An 18,372-nucleotide genomic window follows, 5' to 3' on the forward strand; every position below is an offset into this window, starting at 1 on the left:
AACACGCGAAAAAAGTTTGATGCACCAGATTGAGTCCTGACTGATCGGACAACTTGCCTGGCATTCGGCCTGAGTGAACAGACCTGTTACCGAGGACTCATGAGTTGTTTAAATAAAACTGATGAACTTCAGTTAGTTACCGTTTTTTTATGGATCTGCCCGATGCGCAAGCGGGGTGATCGGCATGTTTATTGATGTCGCCAGCCCCTGATGAGCAAAAATAATCAAAAGAACAGTGGAGCGGCCATGCAACAGATCAGATCGCAAGTGACCGAGCGCGACGGCTTGTTTGAGCTTGAAGCCGGCAGCGATGTCCTCGACAGTCCCCGTTACAACCACGACATGGCACCGACCAAGGTGCGCGAACGAACCTGGAACAAATGGCACATCACCGCGTTGTGGGTCGGCATGTCGATCTGCGTGCCCACGTACACCCTCGGTGGTGTGCTCACCGCCTATTTCGGGTTGAGCGTGGGTGAGGCGCTGCTGGCGATTCTGTTCGCCAACATCATTGTCCTGATCCCCCTGACGCTTAACGCGTTCCCCGGCACCAAATACGGCATCCCGTTTCCGGTGTTACTGCGATCCTCTTTCGGCATCCTCGGCTCCAACGTTCCCTGCCTGATCCGGGCACTGGTGGCGTGTGGCTGGTTCGGGATCCAGACAATGTTCGGCGGGCTGGCGATCCACCTGTTTCTGGGATCGGTGTTCGAGGGCTGGAAATCCCTGGGTGGCACCGGTGAAGTCATCGGCTTCATGGTGTTCTGGGCGCTGAACCTGTGGGTGGTGATTCGCGGCGCCGAGTCGATCAAGTGGCTGGAAACCCTGTCCGCACCGTTGTTGGTGCTGGTGGGCGCAGGGCTGCTGGTGTGGGCGATGCCGAACGTGTCGATGACCGAGCTGATGGCGATCCCGGCCAAACGTCCGGAAGGCGCGAGCGTGGTCAGCTACTTCGCCGCCGGACTGACCGCAATGGTCGGCTTCTGGGCCACCCTGTCTCTGAATATTCCGGACTTCAGCCGCTATGCGAAAAGCCAGAAGGACCAGATCGTCGGGCAGATTATCGGCTTGCCACTGACCATGTTCCTGTTCGCCTCATTGGGTGTGGTGATGACCGCTGCCTCGGTGAAGCTGGTGGGTGTCACGGTCTCTGATCCGGTGACCTTGATCGGTCATATCCAGAGCCCGGTCTGGGTTGCGCTGGCCATGGCGCTGATCATCATCGCCACGCTGTCCACCAACACCGCAGCTAACATCGTCTCGCCCACCAACGACTTCCAGAACATCGCGCCGAAGGTGATCAACCGCACCAAAGCGGTCATGCTGACCGGGCTGGTGGGGTTGTTGCTGATGGCCCATGAGCTGCTGAAAAAGCTCGGTTTGATTGTGTCTGACGTGAGCCTTGAGACGGTGTATTCCAACTGGCTGCTGGGCTATTCCAGCCTGCTGGGACCGATTGCCGGGATCATGGTGGTGGACTATTTCCTGATCAAGAAACAGCGGCTGGACCTGGCAGGTTTGTACCGCGATGACGTGTACCCGGCGTGGAACTGGAACGGTTTTATTGCGTTTGGCGTGCCCGTGGTGTTGACGCTGCTGTCGCTGGGCAGTGATGCGTTCAGCTGGTTCTACAGCTATGGCTGGTTCACCGGCTCGGCGCTTGGCGGGTTGATTTATTACGGGTTGTGCTCGATGCGGCCTAGTCCGTCTATTGCGAAATCTGCGGTGTAGGTAAAGGCCTCATCGCGAGCAGGCTCACTCCTACAGGTCATACGCGTTTCACTTGTAGGAGTGAGCCTGCTCGCGATGGGGCCCTCCAGCGCATTCGAGAACTATCAGAAGATAAACTGAGGAGATCACCATGAACGCTGCTGTAGACGTTCTGCAGTCCACCCATCAGCACATCAACCGCGACCGCCTGTGGCAGTCGCTCATGGAACTGGCCCAGCTCGGCGCCACGGTGAAGGGCGGCGTTTGTCGCCTGGCCCTGACCGACCTGGATCGTCAGGCCAGGGACATTTTCGTCCGTTGGTGCGAAGAGGCTGGCTGCACCGTCAGCATCGACGCCGTCGGCAATATCTTTGCCCGCCGCCCCGGTCGTAACCCCAACCTTCCCCCGGTGATGACCGGCAGTCACATTGACACCCAGCCCACCGGCGGCAAGTTCGACGGCTGCTTCGGCGTGCTGGCCGGCGTCGAAGTGCTGCGCACACTCAACGATCTTGGCGTGGAAACCGAAGCGCCGCTGGAGGTGGTGGTCTGGACCAATGAAGAAGGCTCGCGTTTCGCACCGTGCATGATGGGGTCCGGCGTGTTCGCGGAAAAATTCACCCTTGAAGAAACCCTGGCCAAGGTCGATGCCGAGGGTGTCACGGTCGGCGAAGCGCTGAATGCCATCGGCTACGCCGGCCCACGCAAGGTCAGCGGCCATGCGGTGGGTGCCTATTTTGAAGCGCACATCGAGCAAGGTCCGATCCTTGAAGACGAACGCAAAACCATCGGCGTGGTTATGGGGGCCCTCGGGCAAAAATGGTTCGACCTGAAACTGCGTGGCGTCGAAGCCCACGCCGGTCCGACACCGATGCATCTGCGCAAGGATGCTCTGGTCGGCGCATCGATCATCGTCGGCGCCGTCAACCGCGCCGCGCTCGGCCATCAACCTCACGCCTGCGGCACGGTCGGGTGCCTGCAGGCGTATCCCGGCTCGCGTAATGTGATCCCTGGTGAAGTGCGCATGACCCTGGACTTCCGGCATCTGGAGCCGGCCCGTCTGGATTCGATGATTGCCGAAGTGCGCGAGATCATCGAGACCACGTGCGAGCAGCATGGGCTGACGTTCGAACTCACACCGACGGCTGATTTTCCGCCGCTGTACTTCGACAAGGGGTGTGTCGAAGCGGTACGCAATGCGGCGCAGGGGTTGGGCTTGTCGCACATGGATATTGTCAGTGGAGCGGGGCACGACGCGATCTTCCTGGCTGAACTGGGGCCGGCGGGAATGATCTTCGTGCCGTGTGAAGGGGGGATCAGCCACAACGAAATCGAAAACGCAGCGCCAGATGATCTGGCAGCCGGGTGTGCGGTGTTGTTGCGGGCGATGCTGGCGGCTTCGGCGGCGATTGCGAAAGGGCAGTTGGCCGCCTGAAGATCTCCGTAACGGGCATCGATTACCTGGGTGCAAATCCCCTGTAGGAGCTGTCGAGTGAAACGAGGCTGCGATCTTTTGATCTTGCTTTTAAAAGCCAAGTCAAAAGATCGCAGCCTCGTTTCACTCGACAGCTCCTACAGGTCCTACAGTTTCTGCAGCTCCTGCAGCTCCTGCAGCTCCTGCAGCTCCTGCAGGTCCTACAGGGTGCAGACTTGGGGCACCTTGATCAGTCGTCGACGTACATAAGTTGCTGCACGCCTTCCCAGGCTTCGGCGCGCATGCGCTCGAGGTCCAGGCCCGGGATCACGCCGTCATCCACCACGACGCGTCCACCGACCAGGCTGTAGCGCACGGCAATCGGTTCACCTGCGACCACGGGTGCAACGGCGATGTCGTGGAAGCCGAAGAAGCGTGGGTGGTCCAGGCCATAGATCACCAGATCCGCCGCTTGACCGATCTCCAGCGTGCCCACCGCACCGAGTCCCAGCACCTGCGCGCCGCCGGCCGTGCCCCAGTGGATGACGTCTTCTGCCGTGGTTGCCGAGGCCCCTTGTTCCGCCCGATGAATCAGCCATGCGGTGTTGGCTTCGCCGACCATGCTCCCGGACTCGTTCGACGCCACGCCGTCCACGCCGAGGGAAACGGGCACGCCGGCTTCGACCATCTGGGGGATCGGCGCGATCCCGCTGCCCAACCGCGCATTGCTCACCGGGCAGTGGGAAACACCGGTGCCGGTTTGCGCGAGCACGCGGATTTCGCCGGGTTGCAGATGTACGGCATGGGCGAACCAGACGTCGGGGCCGAGCCATTCGTGTTCGGCGACGAATTCCACGGGCAGGCAGTTGTATTTTTCCCGGCAGAAATTCACGTAGTTCTGCGTCTCTGACAGGTGTGTGTGCAGCCGCAGGCCGAGGCCGCGTGCGGTGTGCGCCAGTTCCCGCAGCAAGGTCGGTGGCAGCGAAAAAGTCGGCGTGGTGGGGGCTACCACGACCCGGCGCATTGCGTCCGGGATGTCCTGGTGATACGTCGACTTGAGCCGCTCGATGTCGCCGACCATCTGGTCCAGCGTCTCCGGTTGCAGTGTGGTTTTCGAGAACCCCGGGTGGGCGCTGGCGGACTCCAGCGCACCGCCGCGGCACAGGACAAATCGCAGGCCGAATTCGTCGGCCATGTCGAACAGCAGGTCCCCGGTCTCGGTGGTGCCGTGGGAGTGATAGAGGTAATGGTGATCGGCGCAGGTCGTCACGCCCGAAAGCAACAATTCGGCCATGCCCAACCGCGCGGCAATGCGTGACAACTGTGGCGTGAAACGGTTGAGACGCGGGTAGGGCACGCTCGCCAGCCAGCCTTGCAGGTCCTCGTTCAAGCCTTCAGGCACGGCTTTCAGCAGGTTCTGGAACAGGTGATGGTGCGTGTTGATCCAGCCCGGATACACCAGGCAGTGTCGAGCATCGATGACGCGCTCGCCGGGTTGCGCCTCCAGTCCGGCGGCCATCTCGGCGATGCGCCCGTTGACCACGCGGATGTCGACGCTGCCGGCTCGGGCACGGGCGCCCCGCAGGCCGGTCATCACCGCCAGCGGGTTTTTGATCAGGATATTTTGCAGTTGAGTCATGGGGCTTCTCCAGTCAAAGGCTGTGGGAGGCGGGTTTGGTGGCGGCGCTGTCAGGAACGCTGACGCCGTTGAGCGAGGCGTTGAGCAGCACCGACACGATGCAGGCGATCACGACACTGCTGTGCAGGAACGGCTGGCTCCACTCAGGCAGTTGCTTGAACAAGGCCGGGGCCAGCACCGGCACCAAAGCGGCGGCGATGGTGAAACCGACAATCAGCACGTTGTAGCGATTGCGCTCGTAGTCGACCTTGGCCAGGGTCTGGATACCGGCTGCGGCGACCACACCAAACATCGCGATCCCGGCGCCGCCGAGGGCTGCGGTCGGCATTGAAGCGATGATCGCCCCGGCCTTTGGCACCAGCGCCACGGAACACATCAACAACCCGCTGATCGCCACCACCCACCGACTGCGCACGCCGGTAAGAATCACCAACCCGACGTTTTCCATGAAGGCAATGAACGGGAACGCCGCGAACATACCGGCGATGGTGCTCGCCAGGCCATTGGCGCGCAGGCCGTTGATCACCTGTTTGTCTTCCACGGGTTTGTCGACGATGTCGCCGATCGCGACGAACAACCCCATGGATTCGACCATCTGCACGATCATTACCACCACCATGGTGGCGATCGGGATCAGGCTGAAGGTCGGCAGGCCAAAGTAGAAGGGGTAGGGCACGGTGAGCCAGGGCGATTCCTGCACGCTGCTGAAACTGCCCATGCCCAGTCCATAGGCCAGCGCGGCCCCCACCAGCATGCCCACCAGCACCGCCATGTTGCGCAGCATCGGGCTGCCATAGCGGTTGACCAGCAGAATGGTCAGCAGCACCACGGCGGCCACGGCCAGGTACGCCGGCGCGCCGAAATCGCTGGCATGTCGCCCGCCACCGACCCACTCATAGGCAATCGGGAACAGCTGCAAGCCGATTACGGTGACGATGCACCCGGTGACCACCGGCGGAAAGTACCGCCGCAATCGCCCCACGAAGGGCGCGACCAGCATGGTGAAAATCCCCGCGCCGATCACCGCTCCGCAGACCCCGGCAAATCCCACCTCCGGGTTGCTGCCGATGGCGATGACCGGGCCAACGCTGCTGAATGCAACGCCCTGAAGGATCGGCAGGCGCACGCCGAATTTCCAGAAACCCACGGTTTGCAACAAGGTGGCGATGCCCGAGCAAAACAGCGTGGTGCTGATCAAGACCACGGTGTCCGCCTGGGACATTTTCAAGGCGCTGGCGACGATCAACGGCACGGCGATGGCGCCGATGTACGAGACGGCCATGTGCTGCAGGCCGAGGGTGAGCATCTGTCGGATCGGCAGAACCTGGTCTACCGGATGGAGGGGGGTTGTTGTGTTGGCTGACGACATGGAGAAACACCTCTTGCTGTTTTTATGCTGTAGAGAGGGGTATTCGTTCTGATGCCCGGCAATACATATCCCCTGTGGGAGTGAGCCTGCTCGCGATGGCGGTGTGTCATTAACAGAGATGTCAACTGGTCCACCGTCATCGCGAGCAGGCTCACTCCTACAGGAAATTGTGCTTTGCCTTTTCACATCGATGCGCCTCGGACCCGCCATCCACCGGCTCCGATGCCTTTGTTCAGCCTGCCAGGCAGGCGGCAAAGCCCTGGTTCAACGCCGCGCGGTCCAGGTCGCGGCCGATGAATACGATTTTGCTGGAGCGCGGTTCGGTGCCCCACAAGGTCGATGCGCGGAACTCCACCAGACTGTGTACGCCTTGCAGCACATAGCGCTGATCCTGATCCTTGACCGCCAGCACGCCTTTCATGCGGTACAGATTGTCGGCCTGCTCGGTGCGCAGTTCGCTGATCCAGCGGTGGAACGCACCGAGGTTCACGGCCCCGTCGACGGCGATCCCGACCGACGAAACACTCGGGTCGTGGTCATGATCCAGATCGTGATGATGTTCTTCGGCGTGATGATCATGCTCCGAGCCGATTTCCATGAGTTTTTGCGTGGATTCGAAGGCACCAATGCCGAGGATTTTCGTCAGGTCGATCTCGGCGTAGCTGGAGGTCACCAGCTCCGCCGTCGCGTTCAAACCACGGATTTTTTCACTCAGGGCAGCGACTTCGGCAGCGCTGACCAGGTCGACTTTGTTGATGACGATCCGGTCGGCGCAAACGATCTGGTCCACGGCCTGGTTGTCCACGCCATCGAGCTTCAAGTCTTCCAGGTGTTGGGCGATGTGTTTGGCATCGACCATGGTCACGATGGCGTCCAGCTCCACTTCATCGGCAATCGGGTCGTCGATGAAGAAGCTCTGCGCCACCGGGTACGGATCGGCCAGGCCGCTGGTTTCGATCAGGATATGGTCCAGCCGCACAGGCCGCGCCACCAACTCGCGGACGATACGCACCAGGTCCTCGCGCACCTCGGCGGTACAGCACACGCAGCCGTTGACCATCTCGTAGATTTCTTCGGTTTCGGAGCTGAGCACCAGGTCGCCGTCGATGCCGACTTCGCCGAATTCGTTTTCGATCACGGCAATTTTGCGGCCGTGGTTTTCCTTGAGGATGTAGTTGAGCAGGGTGGTTTTACCGGCGCCGAGGAAACCGGTGAGGATGGTCACCGGGATTTTGCGGTTGGGGGTTGGGGCGTTGAATGGTGTGTTCATTTAGAGCTCCTTACCTGTGTTTTGCGGAAATGCGATCAATTGTGGGAGCTAGCCTGCTGGCGATGGCGGCGGGTCATTCAGCGACGATGGCGACTGATCTACCGCCATCGCCAGCAGGCTGGCTCCCACAGGGGAATTGTGTGACTGGTGGTTCTCGCCAGCGCGTTGCGGTGCCGGCATCGAGGCCGAACAGGTCAAGAACGCGGCCGAGGCTGTGATCGACCATTTGTGCAAGGTTTTGCGGGCGGGCGTAGAAGGCCGGCACGGGTGGGGCGATGATCCCGCCCATCTCGGTAACGGCCGTCATGTTGCGCAGGTGCGCGAGGGTCAACGGGGTTTCCCGGGCCATCAGCACCAGGGTTCGACGTTCCTTCAGCGTCACGTCGGCGGCGCGGCCGATCAGGCCCGATGACGTGCCGGTGGCAATTTCCGCCAGGGTGCGCATCGAACACGGCGCCACGACCATGCCCAGGCAGCGGAACGAACCGCTGGCAATCCCGGCGGCGACATCGTCAGCACGGTGGTAATGACTCGCCAGGGCGGTGACGTCCGCCAGTTTGTAGTCGGTTTCATGGGCCATGGTCAGCAGTGCGGCGCGGCTGATGATCAAGTGGCTCTCGACATTCAACTGCGCCAACAACTCCAGCAGGCGCACGCCGTAAATGAACCCGGACGCGCCACTGATGCCGACGACGATGCGCTGGCGATTCATGATGGGTAGCTCGCGAGCAGGTTGCGTGCGCGTTCAACCGCGTCCTGATCCAGTTGTGCCTTTATTCCGTCGAACCCGGAACCGCGGGTGGCATCCAGGCCCATGCGCGAGGTGGTGCCGTTGACCGAAGAGGAAGGGTCCAGTGGGCTGCCCGGCAGACCGTCGATGACGAAGATGTCCTGGTGGGGCTGGAAGTGTGTGGCCAGCGCCCACAGCACCTGACTGTCGTCGGTAATGTCGATGTCGCTGTCCACCGCGATCACGGTTTTCAGGTAAGGGTCCCACCCCAGCAACGCCAGCATGATCTGCCGGGCCTCGCCGTCACGGCTCTGATCCAGTGCGACATAGCAATGGAAGTGCGTGCCGGAATTGGGGTAGTGCACGGCGGTGACGGCGGGGAAGCGCGCCTTGAGTTTTTCGCTCATCTCCGCTTCCCGGGGCAGCCGCGCAAGGGTCAGGTGTTCGGCGTAACGGCCGCCCACCACGTCCACCAGCCAGGCATCCTTGCGCCGCATCAGGGTGTCGACTCGCAGCACGTTGTTGGTCGAACGGTCTGAGGAATAGCCGCTGAATTCCCCGAACGGACCTTCCTCTGCATAGGCCGCAGGATCGATGGCGCCTTCCAGTACGAACTCTGCGTAGGCCGGCACACCAATGCCGTAGCGCGGGGTCTTGACCAGTTCCAGCGGTGCGCCAAACAGGCCGCCGGCGACCGCCCGCTCATCGCTGCCAAAGGGCAACCGCGCAGCAGCGGCGAGCATGAACAGCGGATGGGCGCCGACGACCATGGCAACGCGTAATTCCTCGCCGCGTTCCCGGGCGGTTTGCAGCATGCGCCACAGGTGGCCACGGGAATGCAGGCTGGTGGCGAGGGCCTGGCGGGCGTGGCGCATCGAGCGGTGGTAGCTCATGTTGGCAATGCCGCTGACCGGGTCTTCGGCAATGATGATGGCGTTGGTGATGTACGGGCCGCGGTCGCTGTCGAAGTGCTTGAGCATCGGCAACAGCGCCAGGTCTACCGCTTCGCCTTCGAAGATTTCGTCCAGCACCGGGCCGGTTTCAACGTAGCGCGGCGGGATCGGATGGTTGGCGCGGGCCTGGAAGGTCTCGTGCAGTTGCGCTGGATTCACGCCGAAAATACGGGCGATGCGGGTTCGGGAGGCGAACAGGTTGGTGGCGACCGGAACGCCGAGGGTGCCGACGTTTTCGCAGATCAGCAGCGGATCGCGGCCCTGTGCAGCCAGGGCATCGACCAGGGCAGTGACATCCTGATCGGCAGAAAGCGATTCAGAAAGGGTCAGCACATCGTCGGGGTACTGTCGGTGATAGGCATCGATGAATGCGTGAAAGTCCTGGGTATCGCCGAGCGTAGAGAGGGTCATGCTTTCACCTCGTAAAAAGCAGGCGCGCAGGGTTGAGGGCGACGTTCGATCGACAAGCCGTTGGCCCGCCGGTCGATCGAACGCCGATTCATCTTCGCGCCTGTAAAGTCGCTGTGTTGTTGCACTGTTACCTGGGGGCCTGAGGACCTGTGGGCCTGTGGATCTAAGGGCCTTTGTGGCGAGGGGATTCATCCCCGTTCGGCTGCGAAGCAGTCGTAAAACCGGTAAGCGCGGTTAGCCTGATACAACGCGTTTGCTGGTTTTGGGGTCGCTTTGCGACCCAACGGGGATAAATCCCCTCGCCACGGAATGAGCTCATATCCTCATCCCCTCATTAACCAGGGTTATGAGTTAACTACAGGTAAGTCGTGGTCAGGCGAATGTCCGCCTCGATCAGATCCTTGGGTGGCGGCGTTGGTTCGATGCCGCACAACCGCGCGATGTTGTTGCCCAGGTAATCCTCGAGGTGATCCTCATCGATGCCCAGACCCTGCGGCGCTGGCGAGCACAGCACCTCCAGTTCGCGCAGCCACATTCCCGGTTCGTTCGGCGGTGAGTCGGTGCCGAAGACGATCTTGTTGCGTGGCAGGTCCTTGGCGAATTCGACGATGCGTGACTGGAAGCACCAGCCGGATTCGCAGTACACGTTCGGCGTGTCCATGGCCATCCAGAACGCTTCGAACGAATAGTTGCCACCGGTCTGGATGCCGAAGTGACCGATGATGAAGTTGACCATCGGGAACTCGCGGATGATCGGGTAGAACATCGTCGGAATGGTGTACGGACCGTCACCGGTGTGGATCAGCACCACGATGTTGTACTTGGCGCAGACTTTCATCGCCGGGCGCAGCCAGTCCAGGGCGCGATCCGGACGATAACCGTGCATGTTGGCGTGCAGCTTGAGCATCTTGAAGCCGTATTCCTTGATGTGGAATTCCAGCTCCGCCGCACCGTTTTCCGGTCCCCAGCGCGGGTTGAAGTTGAAGTTGCCGATGAAGCGGTCCGGGTACTTCACGCACAGTTCGGCGACGTAGGACATGTAGTCACGCACGCCCTCGCGGCCCCGGCGGTTGCCGTCGCGATAACCGGTGTTGCCCGGTGGTGGCTGGATGAAGCCCATGTCGATGCGCCGGGGTTTGCCGTTGATCATGTACGGGCCGTCCATCAGCTTGAGCATGCGCTCGCCGGTGAACGGTTCGCCGGTGTGGCGCCAGGCCTCGTCGACCAGGTTGGTGGGGTGCAGATGGGTGTCGATAATCATCGGTTCAGCTCCTGGCCAGTTGAGTGGTAACGGGGCGCTTGAGCTGCGCCTCTGCTTCGGAAACGGAACGTGGCGGCGGGGTCGGTTCGAGGCCGATCATCCGGGCGGTGTTGTTGCCCAGGTAGTCTTCGAGGGTGTCCTCGTCGAGGTTCAAACCCTGTGGCGGCTCGTGGCAGAGCACTTCCAGCAGGCGCAGCCACATGCCCGGTTCGTTCGGCGGGGTGTCGGTGCCGAAGAGGATCTTGTGGGTAGGCAGGACCTTGGCGAACTCGACGATCCGCGATTGCAGGCACCAGCCCGATTCGCAGTAGACGTTGGGCAGCTCCATCGCCCATTGCATCGGTTCGAATACGTAGACCCCACCGGTCTGCACGCCGAAGTGGGCCATGATGAAATCGACGTTGGGGAACTCCTTGATCATCGGCACCCATTCCGACGGGATGCTGTAGGGCCCGTCACCGGTGTGCAGCTTGACCGGGATGCCCAGCTCGGCACATTTCTCGAAGCACGGACGGACCCAGTCCAGCGCCCGGTCAGGACGGTAGGCATGCATGTTGGCCTGCATCTGGACCATCTTGAAGCCGTGTTCCTTGACGTAGCGCTCGATTGCTTCGACGCCGTTTTCGACACCGCAACGCGGGTTGTAGACGAAGCAGCCGATGAAGCGGTCCGGGTAGGTCTGGACCATTTTCAGGGTGTAGGCCATGTACGCGTCGATGGACTCGCGACCGGTCAGGTCACCGTCGGTCCAGGTGTAAATGGTGTTGCCCTGCGGCGGCTGGATGAAGGCTTTGTCGATGCGGCGAGGTTTGCCGTTGACCATGTACGGGCCATCCATCATCTCCAGCAGACGCTCGCCGGTGAACGGGTCACCGTCATGCCTCCAGGCGAGGTCCACCAGGTCGGTGGGATAGCAGCTGATATCGATGATCATTGAAGTCGATCTCCTGATAGCGGGGAAGGGAACCTTGCGGTTCACAACAGTCGCATCCCGGGCAATCGGCCATTTCTATGCGCAGATGGCTGCGCATTCCCTCGCCTGGTCGCATCCGGCTCGGGACGCTGGCTGCTTGGGGAGGAGTATTGGAAGGGGGGGTGGTGTTCGTACAATATTAATTGGGCGAGGGGTTGATACTTGTTCGATATGGTTTTGTGTTGACCCGGCTGGCCTCATCGCCAGCCGGCTGGCTCCCACAGGGGAGTGCGTTCCAATGTGGAAGCCAGCGGGCTGGCGATGAGGTCCGCCGTGTGCACGAGTAGCCGGTCAAGTCTCGCACCTTTGAGATGAGGGCAATCCGAAATCCACTGAACCTAACAGTTCTGATAGTTACCAGTTTTGGCCGACAGGCTGATACTCGAGCTCCAGGAGCTTCACGCTCGGAGCCAACAATGACTTCTCAGCAACCTCTTTTGCTCTGCCACTATGGCTACGATCCGTTGGATCGCCTGACCGGTTATGCTCAAACGGATGCTCACCCGCTTCAACGCTTTTACGGCAAAAGCCGCTTGGCCACCGAGATTCAAGGGGCGATGCAGCATTCCATCTTTCAGCACGACGCCCAACTGTTAGCGCAACAACGATGTGAGGACAACGTAATCGACAGCGCGCTGCTGGCAACTGATCAGCAACGCTCGGTGTTGCACACCCTTGATAAAAACTCAGTGCCACAACCCATCGCCTATTCCCCCTATGGTCATCGTCGCGGCGAAAGCGGATTGACCAGCCTGTTGGGTTTCAATGGTGAACGGCCGGATCCTGTGACCGGGCATTATTTGCTGGGGAATGGTTATCGGGCGTTTAATCCGGTCTTGATGCGGTTTAATAGCCCTGACAGTTGGAGTCCGTTTGGTGAAGGCGGCTTGAATGTTTATGCGTATTGTAAGGGCGATCCGCAGAACTGGAGTGATGAGACGGGGCATGCGCCTGGTGCTATTTTTATAACGGAGGCGATCGATGCCTTTCTTAAGCATGTCGCGTCAGGTCGCGCTGGCAAAACCAAGGCAATCTCAGCGCCGCTTTCGACTGTAGATAATGCTGTAGCCGGCACGAGTGCAGCAGCTAAAACAACAAAAAAAAGAAATTGTGGTTAAAGCGAGAGGCTGCCCGTAAAAGAGAGATCCACGCGCATGCGCGTACGTTGAAAAAAAATGAATCCATGCTAGGGCCACAAAACCGTTACAGCGTAAACAACGAACTTAAAAAGTTTAGAGTCAAAGAACGAGCCGACGCGTATGAACTCGCGAAGTACGGTTACGGATTTCAAAGATATCCTGACGTGAACCGGCCCTTCTACATGCCTGATCTGAATGGGGGGGTGAACATTCCGCGCCAAGGCGCGCCGGTCCTCGATGTTACTCACTGGAATGTAGCAATTAATTACTTTGACAATAAAAGGCTATTTGGTTTACGCGATCATGTTGCTGCCAGTAAATTAGTTATAGAACGTGCTGAATACATTAGGAAATATACGGGTATCGATCTCATGTCTATTCAATAATGAGGTCATATCACCTGTGACAGGTCATTCCAGTGTTCGACAGGCCAACATCTCGATCACCTCAACCACCAGCGCCACCCGCTCTCCATGCCCGAGCGGCCACACCGTATGCAGGCTGTAATGCGCCGGGATCTCCCACAGGGGAGAGCATTCCAATGTGGGAGCCAGCGGGCTGGCGATGGCGTCATGATTGTGTACAAAGATCTCTTGGAAGAACGTTCATTGGGAAGTAAAGGCAATCAGAAAGCCGCTGAACTTAACAGTTCTGATAGTTCACAGTTCGGGGGACGCAGCGGATACTCATGCTCCCAGACCTTGAAGCTCGGAGCCCCCAATGTCTAGTCTGCCACCGCGTTTGCTTTGCCACTATGGCTACGATCCTCTGGATCGCTTGATCAGTCACGCCCAGTCGGATAGGACCGGGCTTGAACGCTTTTATTGCAAAAGTCGTCTGGCCACCGAAATTCAGGGGACGATGCAGCATTCTGTGTTCCAGCACGACGACCAATTGTTGGCGCAGCAACGATGTGAGGACAACGTAATCGACAGCGCGCTGCTGGCAACTGATCAGCAACGCTCGGTACTGAATACTCTTAATGGAAGTCCTGTGCAACAGGCGATCGTTTATTCACCCTATGGTCACCGTCCTGGCGAAAGTGGTTTGACCAGTTTGTTGGGCTTCAACGGCGAACGACCGGACGCTGTGACCGGGCATTATAATCTGGGGAATGGATATCGGCAGTACAACCCGGTGTTGATGCGTTTCAATAGCCCGGACAGTTGGAGTCCGTTTGGTGCAGGCGGGTTAAATGCGTATGCGTATTGCGAGGGAGACCCGGCAAACAGGAGTGATGAATCGGGGCATGTGTCTGGCATGATAACGGAAGTGATGGATGCGTTTCTAAAGAGCGTAGCGACAGGTCGCGTAGTCAAAACCAAGGCAATCTCAGCGCCGCTTTCGACGGGAGATAATGCGGTAGCCGGCACGAGTGCAGCATCTAAAGCAGCAAACAGCAAACGTTTTCGACCAGGACAAAGTGCCGCCATTCAACGTAAGAAAAAAGCGGTTGCGCAGACCCTGACTGAAAATGAATCCGCACTAGGGCGGCAAAACCGTTACAGCGTCAATAACGATCTGCGCCGTTTAAGTTTAACTGATCGAGTCAATGCTTATAAAGACGCAAAAGCGGGTTATAAATTTGAAAAATATCCTGACGTAAATCGGCCCTTCTACATGCGTGATCCGAAGGGGGAAATAAACATTCCGGGACATGGCGCGACCGTGCTCGATGTTACTCACTGGAATATAGCCATTAATTATTTTAGTACATTAGCAACTGGTAAATATCAACGCTATACTGCAATTCATTTAATTATCAAACGTGCTGAATATATCAGGAAATATGCAGGGGTCGACCTCATGTCTATTCAACAATGAGGTCATCCCGTGTGCGACGGGCCAACAACTCGATCGCCTCAACCACCGGCGCCACCCGCTCTCCATGCCCGATCGGCCACACTGCATACAGGTTGTAATGCGCCGGAATCTGCGCCTTGTTCAGCGCCACCAAACGCCCACTACGTAGTGCGTCGGCCGCCAGTAACCCGCGCACCAATCCAGCACCTACGCCAGCCTCGGCCGCCGCAATCAGGTTCGCCGCATTATCGAAAACCACTCGCGCCGCCGGTTCGGTCGGGGTCATTCCGGCGGCGTCCAGCCACGGAATCCACGACCTGCGCGTGTACCCCAGTAATGGCAATTGCAGTATCTGCGCTGGCGTGATCGGCACTTGCAAACCATGCCGCTCAAGCAGGGCCGGTGAGGCCACGGCACTGACGCTGTCGCCACAAATCTGCGTCATCTCGCAGTCTTCCCAATCGCCATACCCGTAGCGCAACGCCAGGTCCACTCGTTCGAACGAGCTGCGATCCGAGCGTGGCATCGACAGCAGTACCACCTCGTGGTCGGGCAGGAGTTCCAGCAGCTGCGGCAGGCGCGGATTGAGCCAGCTCTGGGCCAGTTCGCTGTCGACGTCCAGGGTCAGCCGTTGCGCCACGCTGCGGTTTTTCACCGAGGACAGTGCGCGGTCGATTTGTGCCAGCCCATCGGACAGCACGCTGGCGAACAGCTGCCCGGCGTCGGTCAGGTTGCTGCCGCCGCCTTCACGGACGAACAGGGGCTGGCCGATGAAGTCTTCCAGGGAGCGGATTTGCTGGCTGATGGCGCTGTGGGTCAGGTCGAGCTTGCGCGCAGCGCTGGAGAAACTGCCGCTGCGGGCGGCCTGAATGAATGCGCTCATGGACTGCACCGACGGGTATCGCTTGTACATGCTGTTAGTCCTACTTACACAACGTGGCAGAAATCGTCGCTGGCCCGATATTGCGCAGGCTTCCAATAATCGATCACCAGGCCTGCACAAAGACGGGCCGCTCTCTTGGAGCCTGACAATGATCGAATTCACGGTAAACGGCGAACGACGCGAGCTGGTAGAGACGTCGCCCTCCATGCCCTTGTTATGGGTACTGCGTGACCACTTGAAACTCACGGGCACCAAGTTCGGTTGCGGCATGGGTCTGTGCGGCGCCTGCACCGTGCACCTTGACGGTGTCGCAGTGCGTTCGTGCCAACTGCCGGTTGCCGTCGTGGCGGGGCACAGCATCACCACCATCGAAGGCTTGTCAGCGACCGAACAGCATCCGCTGCAACTGGCCTGGGTTGCCGAAGATGTCCCGCAATGCGGTTACTGTCAATCCGGTCAGATCATGTCGGCGGCAGCATTGCTCAACACCGGGGCGGCGGTCACCGATGACTCTATTCGCAACGCGATGTCCGGCAACCTGTGCCGTTGCGGCACCTATGGACGGATCAACAAAGCCATCAAGCGCGCCGCCAATGCGCCGAAGGAGGCGTGATGAGCTTCACTCAAGGTGAGTTGCCCCGCAGACTTTTTCTCAAGCAAACCGCGACCGTTGCTGCCGGTCTGGCCATCGCGTTTTACCTGCCTTCGGGTGGGGCCGCCAGCGACCCGAAAGCGCCAGCGCCTGCGGCCACATTCGAACCGAATGCCTGGGTTCGGGTGTTGCCCGATGGCACGGTGAGACTGGTGGTGCACAAGCACGATTCCGGGACCGGCACCCAGACGGCATTGGCGGCCTGCGTGGCGGAGGAACTGGACGTCAATCCGATGACCGTGCAGGTGATCACCCCCGAAAATCCGTTCTTCGACACCTACATTCACCCGGTCTGGAAAGTCTTCTCCACTGGCGGCAGCACCAGCGTTTCCCTGGAGTACGATCGCTTGCGCATGGCCGGCGCCACGGCTCGGGCGTTGCTGATCAGCGCTGCCGCCAAACAGTGGAAGGTCAGACCTGACAGTTGCACCACGCAAGAAGGTTACGTGGTTCACAGCGCCAGCCAGCGCCGCCTCGGTTACGGCGAACTGGTCGGAGTCGCCGCGCATTTGCCCGCCCCGACCCACGTCACCCTGAAAGACCCGGCGCAGTTCAAATACATTGGCAAGCTACGGCATAAACGTGATGCCGCGGCGAAGGTGTGCGGGCGATTCAAGTACAGCATTGATGTGGTGTTGCCCGAGATGTTGGTGGCCGTGATTGAGCGCACGCCGGTGGTCGGCGCGAAGGTGGTGTCGGTGGATTCGGCGGCAACGTTGCAAGTGCCGGGCGTGCGTAAAGTGATCGCGATTCCAGGGCGGCCGGACGTGCTGGGCGGCAATCAGGAAGGCGTTGCGGTGTTGGCCGAGAACTACTGGGCCGCGCAGCAGGGGCGTGCGGTGCTAAAGGTGCAGTGGAGCGATTCTCCGCTGGCCAGGTTCGACAGTGATGAACTGGCTGCCGCACAAGCGTTGGCCCTCGATGACACGCGTGCTCAGCGGGTGTCTGCCATGAAGGCCGGCGATGTCGATGGTCAATGGCCGACGGCGGCGAAGCTGCTCGAAGCCGATTACCGCATGCCGTACAAAGTGCAAAACCCGTTGGAGCCGGTGTGCATCACCGCACAGGTTCAGAACGACGGGATCACCTATTGGGGTGGCGTGCAGGTGCCTTCCTCGGCACTGGATGCGGCGCAAACCGTGTGCAAGATCGCCAAGGAAAAGGTCACGATCAATGAGTTGGTGTCCGGTGGCAGTTTCGGTGCGCGCGAGGCCAAATACTGGTTGTTCGAAGTGGCTTACCTGGCGCAACAAGCCAAGGTGCCGGTGAAGTTGATGAACAGCCGCGAAGATGAAATGCGCTCGCTGTTCATGCACCCGGCGACCTTGCATCGAGCCAAAGGCGCGCTGGATGCCCAGGGGCATTTGACGGCATTGCGACTTGAGGCGGTGTCGCCCGCGTCGCCGGAGCAGTGGGAACCGGGCTATTTCGAACGTCCCGATCACATGGACTACAGCACCACCGAGGCCATCACCGCGTGGGACTTTGCGTACCGCCCGGCGAATCTCGATCTGGTGTGGGTCAAGCATGAAAGCCAGGTGCCCAGCGGCTGGTACCGTTCGGTGAGTTTCATCCCGAATGTTTTCGCGGTCGAAAGCTTCATGGATGAGCTGGCCCATGGTGCCGGGCAGGATCCGCTGACCTTCAGGCTCGCCCACATGCAAGAGCGGCCACGGCATGTCGCGGTGCTGAAAAGTGCCGCCGAGCGTGCCGGTTGGGGGCAGTCGTTGCCGGAGGGGACGGCGCTCGGTATCGCCACCAACCAGGGTTACACCAGTTTTATTGCAGTGGTCGCGCAGGTGTCGAAAAAGGACGGCGTGGCTCGCGTGGAGAAGCTGACCTGCGTGGTCGATTGCGGCCTGGCAGTGTCACCGGGAGGCGTCGAAGAGCAAATCTACGGCGGTTTGATGTGGGGGCTCGGCCACGCGTTGTTCGACCGCATGGACATCAAACAGGGCAGGGTGGTGCAGAGCAACTTCCATGACTACCGGGTGACGCGCATGTCCGACATGCCGGCGGTGGACATCCTGGTGCTGGACGGTGAGCCGGGCAAGCCCGGTGGCGTCGGTGAATTGGGCAGCCCATCGGTGGCGCCGGCCATCGCCAACGCCTTGTTCAGCCTGACCGGCGTACGCCAGCGTTCGACGCCTCTGACCTTGGGATAA

15 protein-coding genes are annotated in these 18,372 nt (G+C 60.0%); 7 read left to right on the forward strand and 8 right to left on the reverse strand.

Going from position 1 to position 18,372, the window contains the following annotated elements; translation table 11 throughout:
* Positions 1-246: 246 nt before the first annotated feature.
* Both AC3ZVB_RS17130 and AC3ZVB_RS17135 read left to right on the forward strand, forming a co-directional pair.
* Complete coding sequence (locus tag AC3ZVB_RS17130; protein ID WP_194693296.1) at positions 247-1,731, forward strand: NCS1 family nucleobase:cation symporter-1; 1,485 nt, start codon at positions 247-249, stop codon at positions 1,729-1,731.
* A 130-nt stretch (positions 1,732-1,861) separates the two neighbouring features.
* Positions 1,862-3,145 (forward strand): Zn-dependent hydrolase, encoded by a 1,284-nt coding sequence (locus AC3ZVB_RS17135; protein ID WP_162440250.1) that lies wholly within the window; start codon positions 1,862-1,864, stop codon positions 3,143-3,145.
* A gap of 229 nt (positions 3,146-3,374) precedes the next feature.
* On the opposite strand, the gene AC3ZVB_RS17140 is transcribed toward AC3ZVB_RS17135, so the two are convergent.
* From AC3ZVB_RS17140 to AC3ZVB_RS17170, 7 genes are all read right to left on the reverse strand, one after another.
* Positions 3,375-4,763, reverse strand: coding sequence for an amidohydrolase family protein (locus tag AC3ZVB_RS17140; protein ID WP_490147230.1), 1,389 nt, complete (start codon positions 4,761-4,763; stop codon positions 3,375-3,377).
* A 13-nt stretch (positions 4,764-4,776) separates the two neighbouring features.
* Entirely contained in the window at positions 4,777-6,132 is a 1,356-nt protein-coding gene (locus AC3ZVB_RS17145) for a nucleobase:cation symporter-2 family protein (protein ID WP_490147231.1), read from the reverse strand.
* A gap of 232 nt (positions 6,133-6,364) precedes the next feature.
* Positions 6,365-7,402, reverse strand: coding sequence for a CobW family GTP-binding protein (locus tag AC3ZVB_RS17150; protein WP_490147232.1), 1,038 nt, complete (start codon positions 7,400-7,402; stop codon positions 6,365-6,367).
* 73 nt (positions 7,403-7,475) lie between these two features.
* Positions 7,476-8,114 carry a UbiX family flavin prenyltransferase gene (locus AC3ZVB_RS17155; RefSeq protein WP_490147233.1) on the reverse strand — a complete coding sequence of 213 codons (639 nt, stop codon included), beginning with the start codon at positions 8,112-8,114 and terminating at the stop codon, positions 7,476-7,478.
* Complete coding sequence (locus AC3ZVB_RS17160) at positions 8,111-9,496, reverse strand: UbiD family decarboxylase (RefSeq protein ID WP_490147234.1); 1,386 nt, start codon at positions 9,494-9,496, stop codon at positions 8,111-8,113. The genes AC3ZVB_RS17155 and AC3ZVB_RS17160 overlap by 4 nt, the downstream gene beginning before the upstream one ends.
* 355 nt (positions 9,497-9,851) lie before the next feature.
* On the reverse strand, positions 9,852-10,757 hold the full coding sequence (locus AC3ZVB_RS17165; protein ID WP_053158646.1) for an amidohydrolase family protein: 906 nt from the start codon (positions 10,755-10,757) through the stop codon (positions 9,852-9,854).
* A gap of 4 nt (positions 10,758-10,761) precedes the next feature.
* A complete protein-coding gene (locus AC3ZVB_RS17170; protein WP_162436822.1) occupies positions 10,762-11,691 on the reverse strand; it encodes an amidohydrolase family protein in 930 nt (309 codons plus the stop codon).
* 455 nt (positions 11,692-12,146) lie between these two features.
* On the opposite strand from AC3ZVB_RS17170, the gene AC3ZVB_RS17175 reads away from it, so the two are divergent.
* The 3 genes from AC3ZVB_RS17175 (at position 12,147) to AC3ZVB_RS17185 (ending at position 14,693) form a co-directional block, all read left to right on the forward strand.
* Complete coding sequence (locus AC3ZVB_RS17175) at positions 12,147-12,848, forward strand: RHS repeat-associated core domain-containing protein (RefSeq protein ID WP_490147235.1); 702 nt, start codon at positions 12,147-12,149, stop codon at positions 12,846-12,848.
* A 203-nt stretch (positions 12,849-13,051) separates the two neighbouring features.
* Positions 13,052-13,255, forward strand: coding sequence for a hypothetical protein (locus AC3ZVB_RS17180; protein WP_490147236.1), 204 nt, complete (start codon positions 13,052-13,054; stop codon positions 13,253-13,255).
* 334 nt (positions 13,256-13,589) lie between these two features.
* Complete coding sequence (locus AC3ZVB_RS17185; protein WP_490147237.1) at positions 13,590-14,693, forward strand: RHS repeat-associated core domain-containing protein; 1,104 nt, start codon at positions 13,590-13,592, stop codon at positions 14,691-14,693.
* On the opposite strand, the gene AC3ZVB_RS17190 is transcribed toward AC3ZVB_RS17185, so the two are convergent.
* Positions 14,680-15,585 (reverse strand): LysR substrate-binding domain-containing protein, encoded by a 906-nt coding sequence (locus tag AC3ZVB_RS17190; RefSeq protein WP_490147238.1) that lies wholly within the window; start codon positions 15,583-15,585, stop codon positions 14,680-14,682. The two genes, AC3ZVB_RS17185 and AC3ZVB_RS17190, sit on opposite strands and share 14 nt — an antisense overlap.
* A 118-nt stretch (positions 15,586-15,703) precedes the next feature.
* On the opposite strand from AC3ZVB_RS17190, the gene AC3ZVB_RS17195 reads away from it, so the two are divergent.
* On the forward strand, positions 15,704-16,168 hold the full coding sequence (locus AC3ZVB_RS17195; protein WP_490147239.1) for a (2Fe-2S)-binding protein: 465 nt from the start codon (positions 15,704-15,706) through the stop codon (positions 16,166-16,168).
* A complete protein-coding gene (locus AC3ZVB_RS17200; protein ID WP_490147240.1) occupies positions 16,168-18,372 on the forward strand; it encodes a xanthine dehydrogenase family protein molybdopterin-binding subunit in 2,205 nt (734 codons plus the stop codon). The genes AC3ZVB_RS17195 and AC3ZVB_RS17200 overlap by 1 nt, the downstream gene beginning before the upstream one ends.

This window comes from Pseudomonas sp. MDV22-iso1 (assembly GCF_058145095.1).

What these genes read in the sequence shown, in the direction of transcription:
- AC3ZVB_RS17130 (WP_194693296.1), top strand. Translation starts at nt 247, where the DNA reads ATGCAACAGATCAGATCGCAAGTGACCGAGCGCGACGGCTTGTTTGAG.
- AC3ZVB_RS17135 (WP_162440250.1), top strand. Translation starts at nt 1,862, where the DNA reads ATGAACGCTGCTGTAGACGTTCTGCAGTCCACCCATCAGCACATCAAC.
- AC3ZVB_RS17140 (WP_490147230.1), bottom strand. Translation starts at nt 4,763, where the DNA reads ATGACTCAACTGCAAAATATCCTGATCAAAAACCCGCTGGCGGTGATG.
- AC3ZVB_RS17145 (WP_490147231.1), bottom strand. Translation starts at nt 6,132, where the DNA reads ATGTCGTCAGCCAACACAACAACCCCCCTCCATCCGGTAGACCAGGTT.
- AC3ZVB_RS17150 (WP_490147232.1), bottom strand. Translation starts at nt 7,402, where the DNA reads ATGAACACACCATTCAACGCCCCAACCCCCAACCGCAAAATCCCGGTG.
- AC3ZVB_RS17155 (WP_490147233.1), bottom strand. Translation starts at nt 8,114, where the DNA reads ATGAATCGCCAGCGCATCGTCGTCGGCATCAGTGGCGCGTCCGGGTTC.
- AC3ZVB_RS17160 (WP_490147234.1), bottom strand. Translation starts at nt 9,496, where the DNA reads ATGACCCTCTCTACGCTCGGCGATACCCAGGACTTTCACGCATTCATC.
- AC3ZVB_RS17165 (WP_053158646.1), bottom strand. Translation starts at nt 10,757, where the DNA reads ATGATTATCGACACCCATCTGCACCCCACCAACCTGGTCGACGAGGCC.
- AC3ZVB_RS17170 (WP_162436822.1), bottom strand. Translation starts at nt 11,691, where the DNA reads ATGATCATCGATATCAGCTGCTATCCCACCGACCTGGTGGACCTCGCC.
- AC3ZVB_RS17175 (WP_490147235.1), top strand. Translation starts at nt 12,147, where the DNA reads ATGACTTCTCAGCAACCTCTTTTGCTCTGCCACTATGGCTACGATCCG.
- AC3ZVB_RS17180 (WP_490147236.1), top strand. Translation starts at nt 13,052, where the DNA reads ATGCCTGATCTGAATGGGGGGGTGAACATTCCGCGCCAAGGCGCGCCG.
- AC3ZVB_RS17185 (WP_490147237.1), top strand. Translation starts at nt 13,590, where the DNA reads ATGTCTAGTCTGCCACCGCGTTTGCTTTGCCACTATGGCTACGATCCT.
- AC3ZVB_RS17190 (WP_490147238.1), bottom strand. Translation starts at nt 15,585, where the DNA reads ATGTACAAGCGATACCCGTCGGTGCAGTCCATGAGCGCATTCATTCAG.
- AC3ZVB_RS17195 (WP_490147239.1), top strand. Translation starts at nt 15,704, where the DNA reads ATGATCGAATTCACGGTAAACGGCGAACGACGCGAGCTGGTAGAGACG.
- AC3ZVB_RS17200 (WP_490147240.1), top strand. Translation starts at nt 16,168, where the DNA reads ATGAGCTTCACTCAAGGTGAGTTGCCCCGCAGACTTTTTCTCAAGCAA.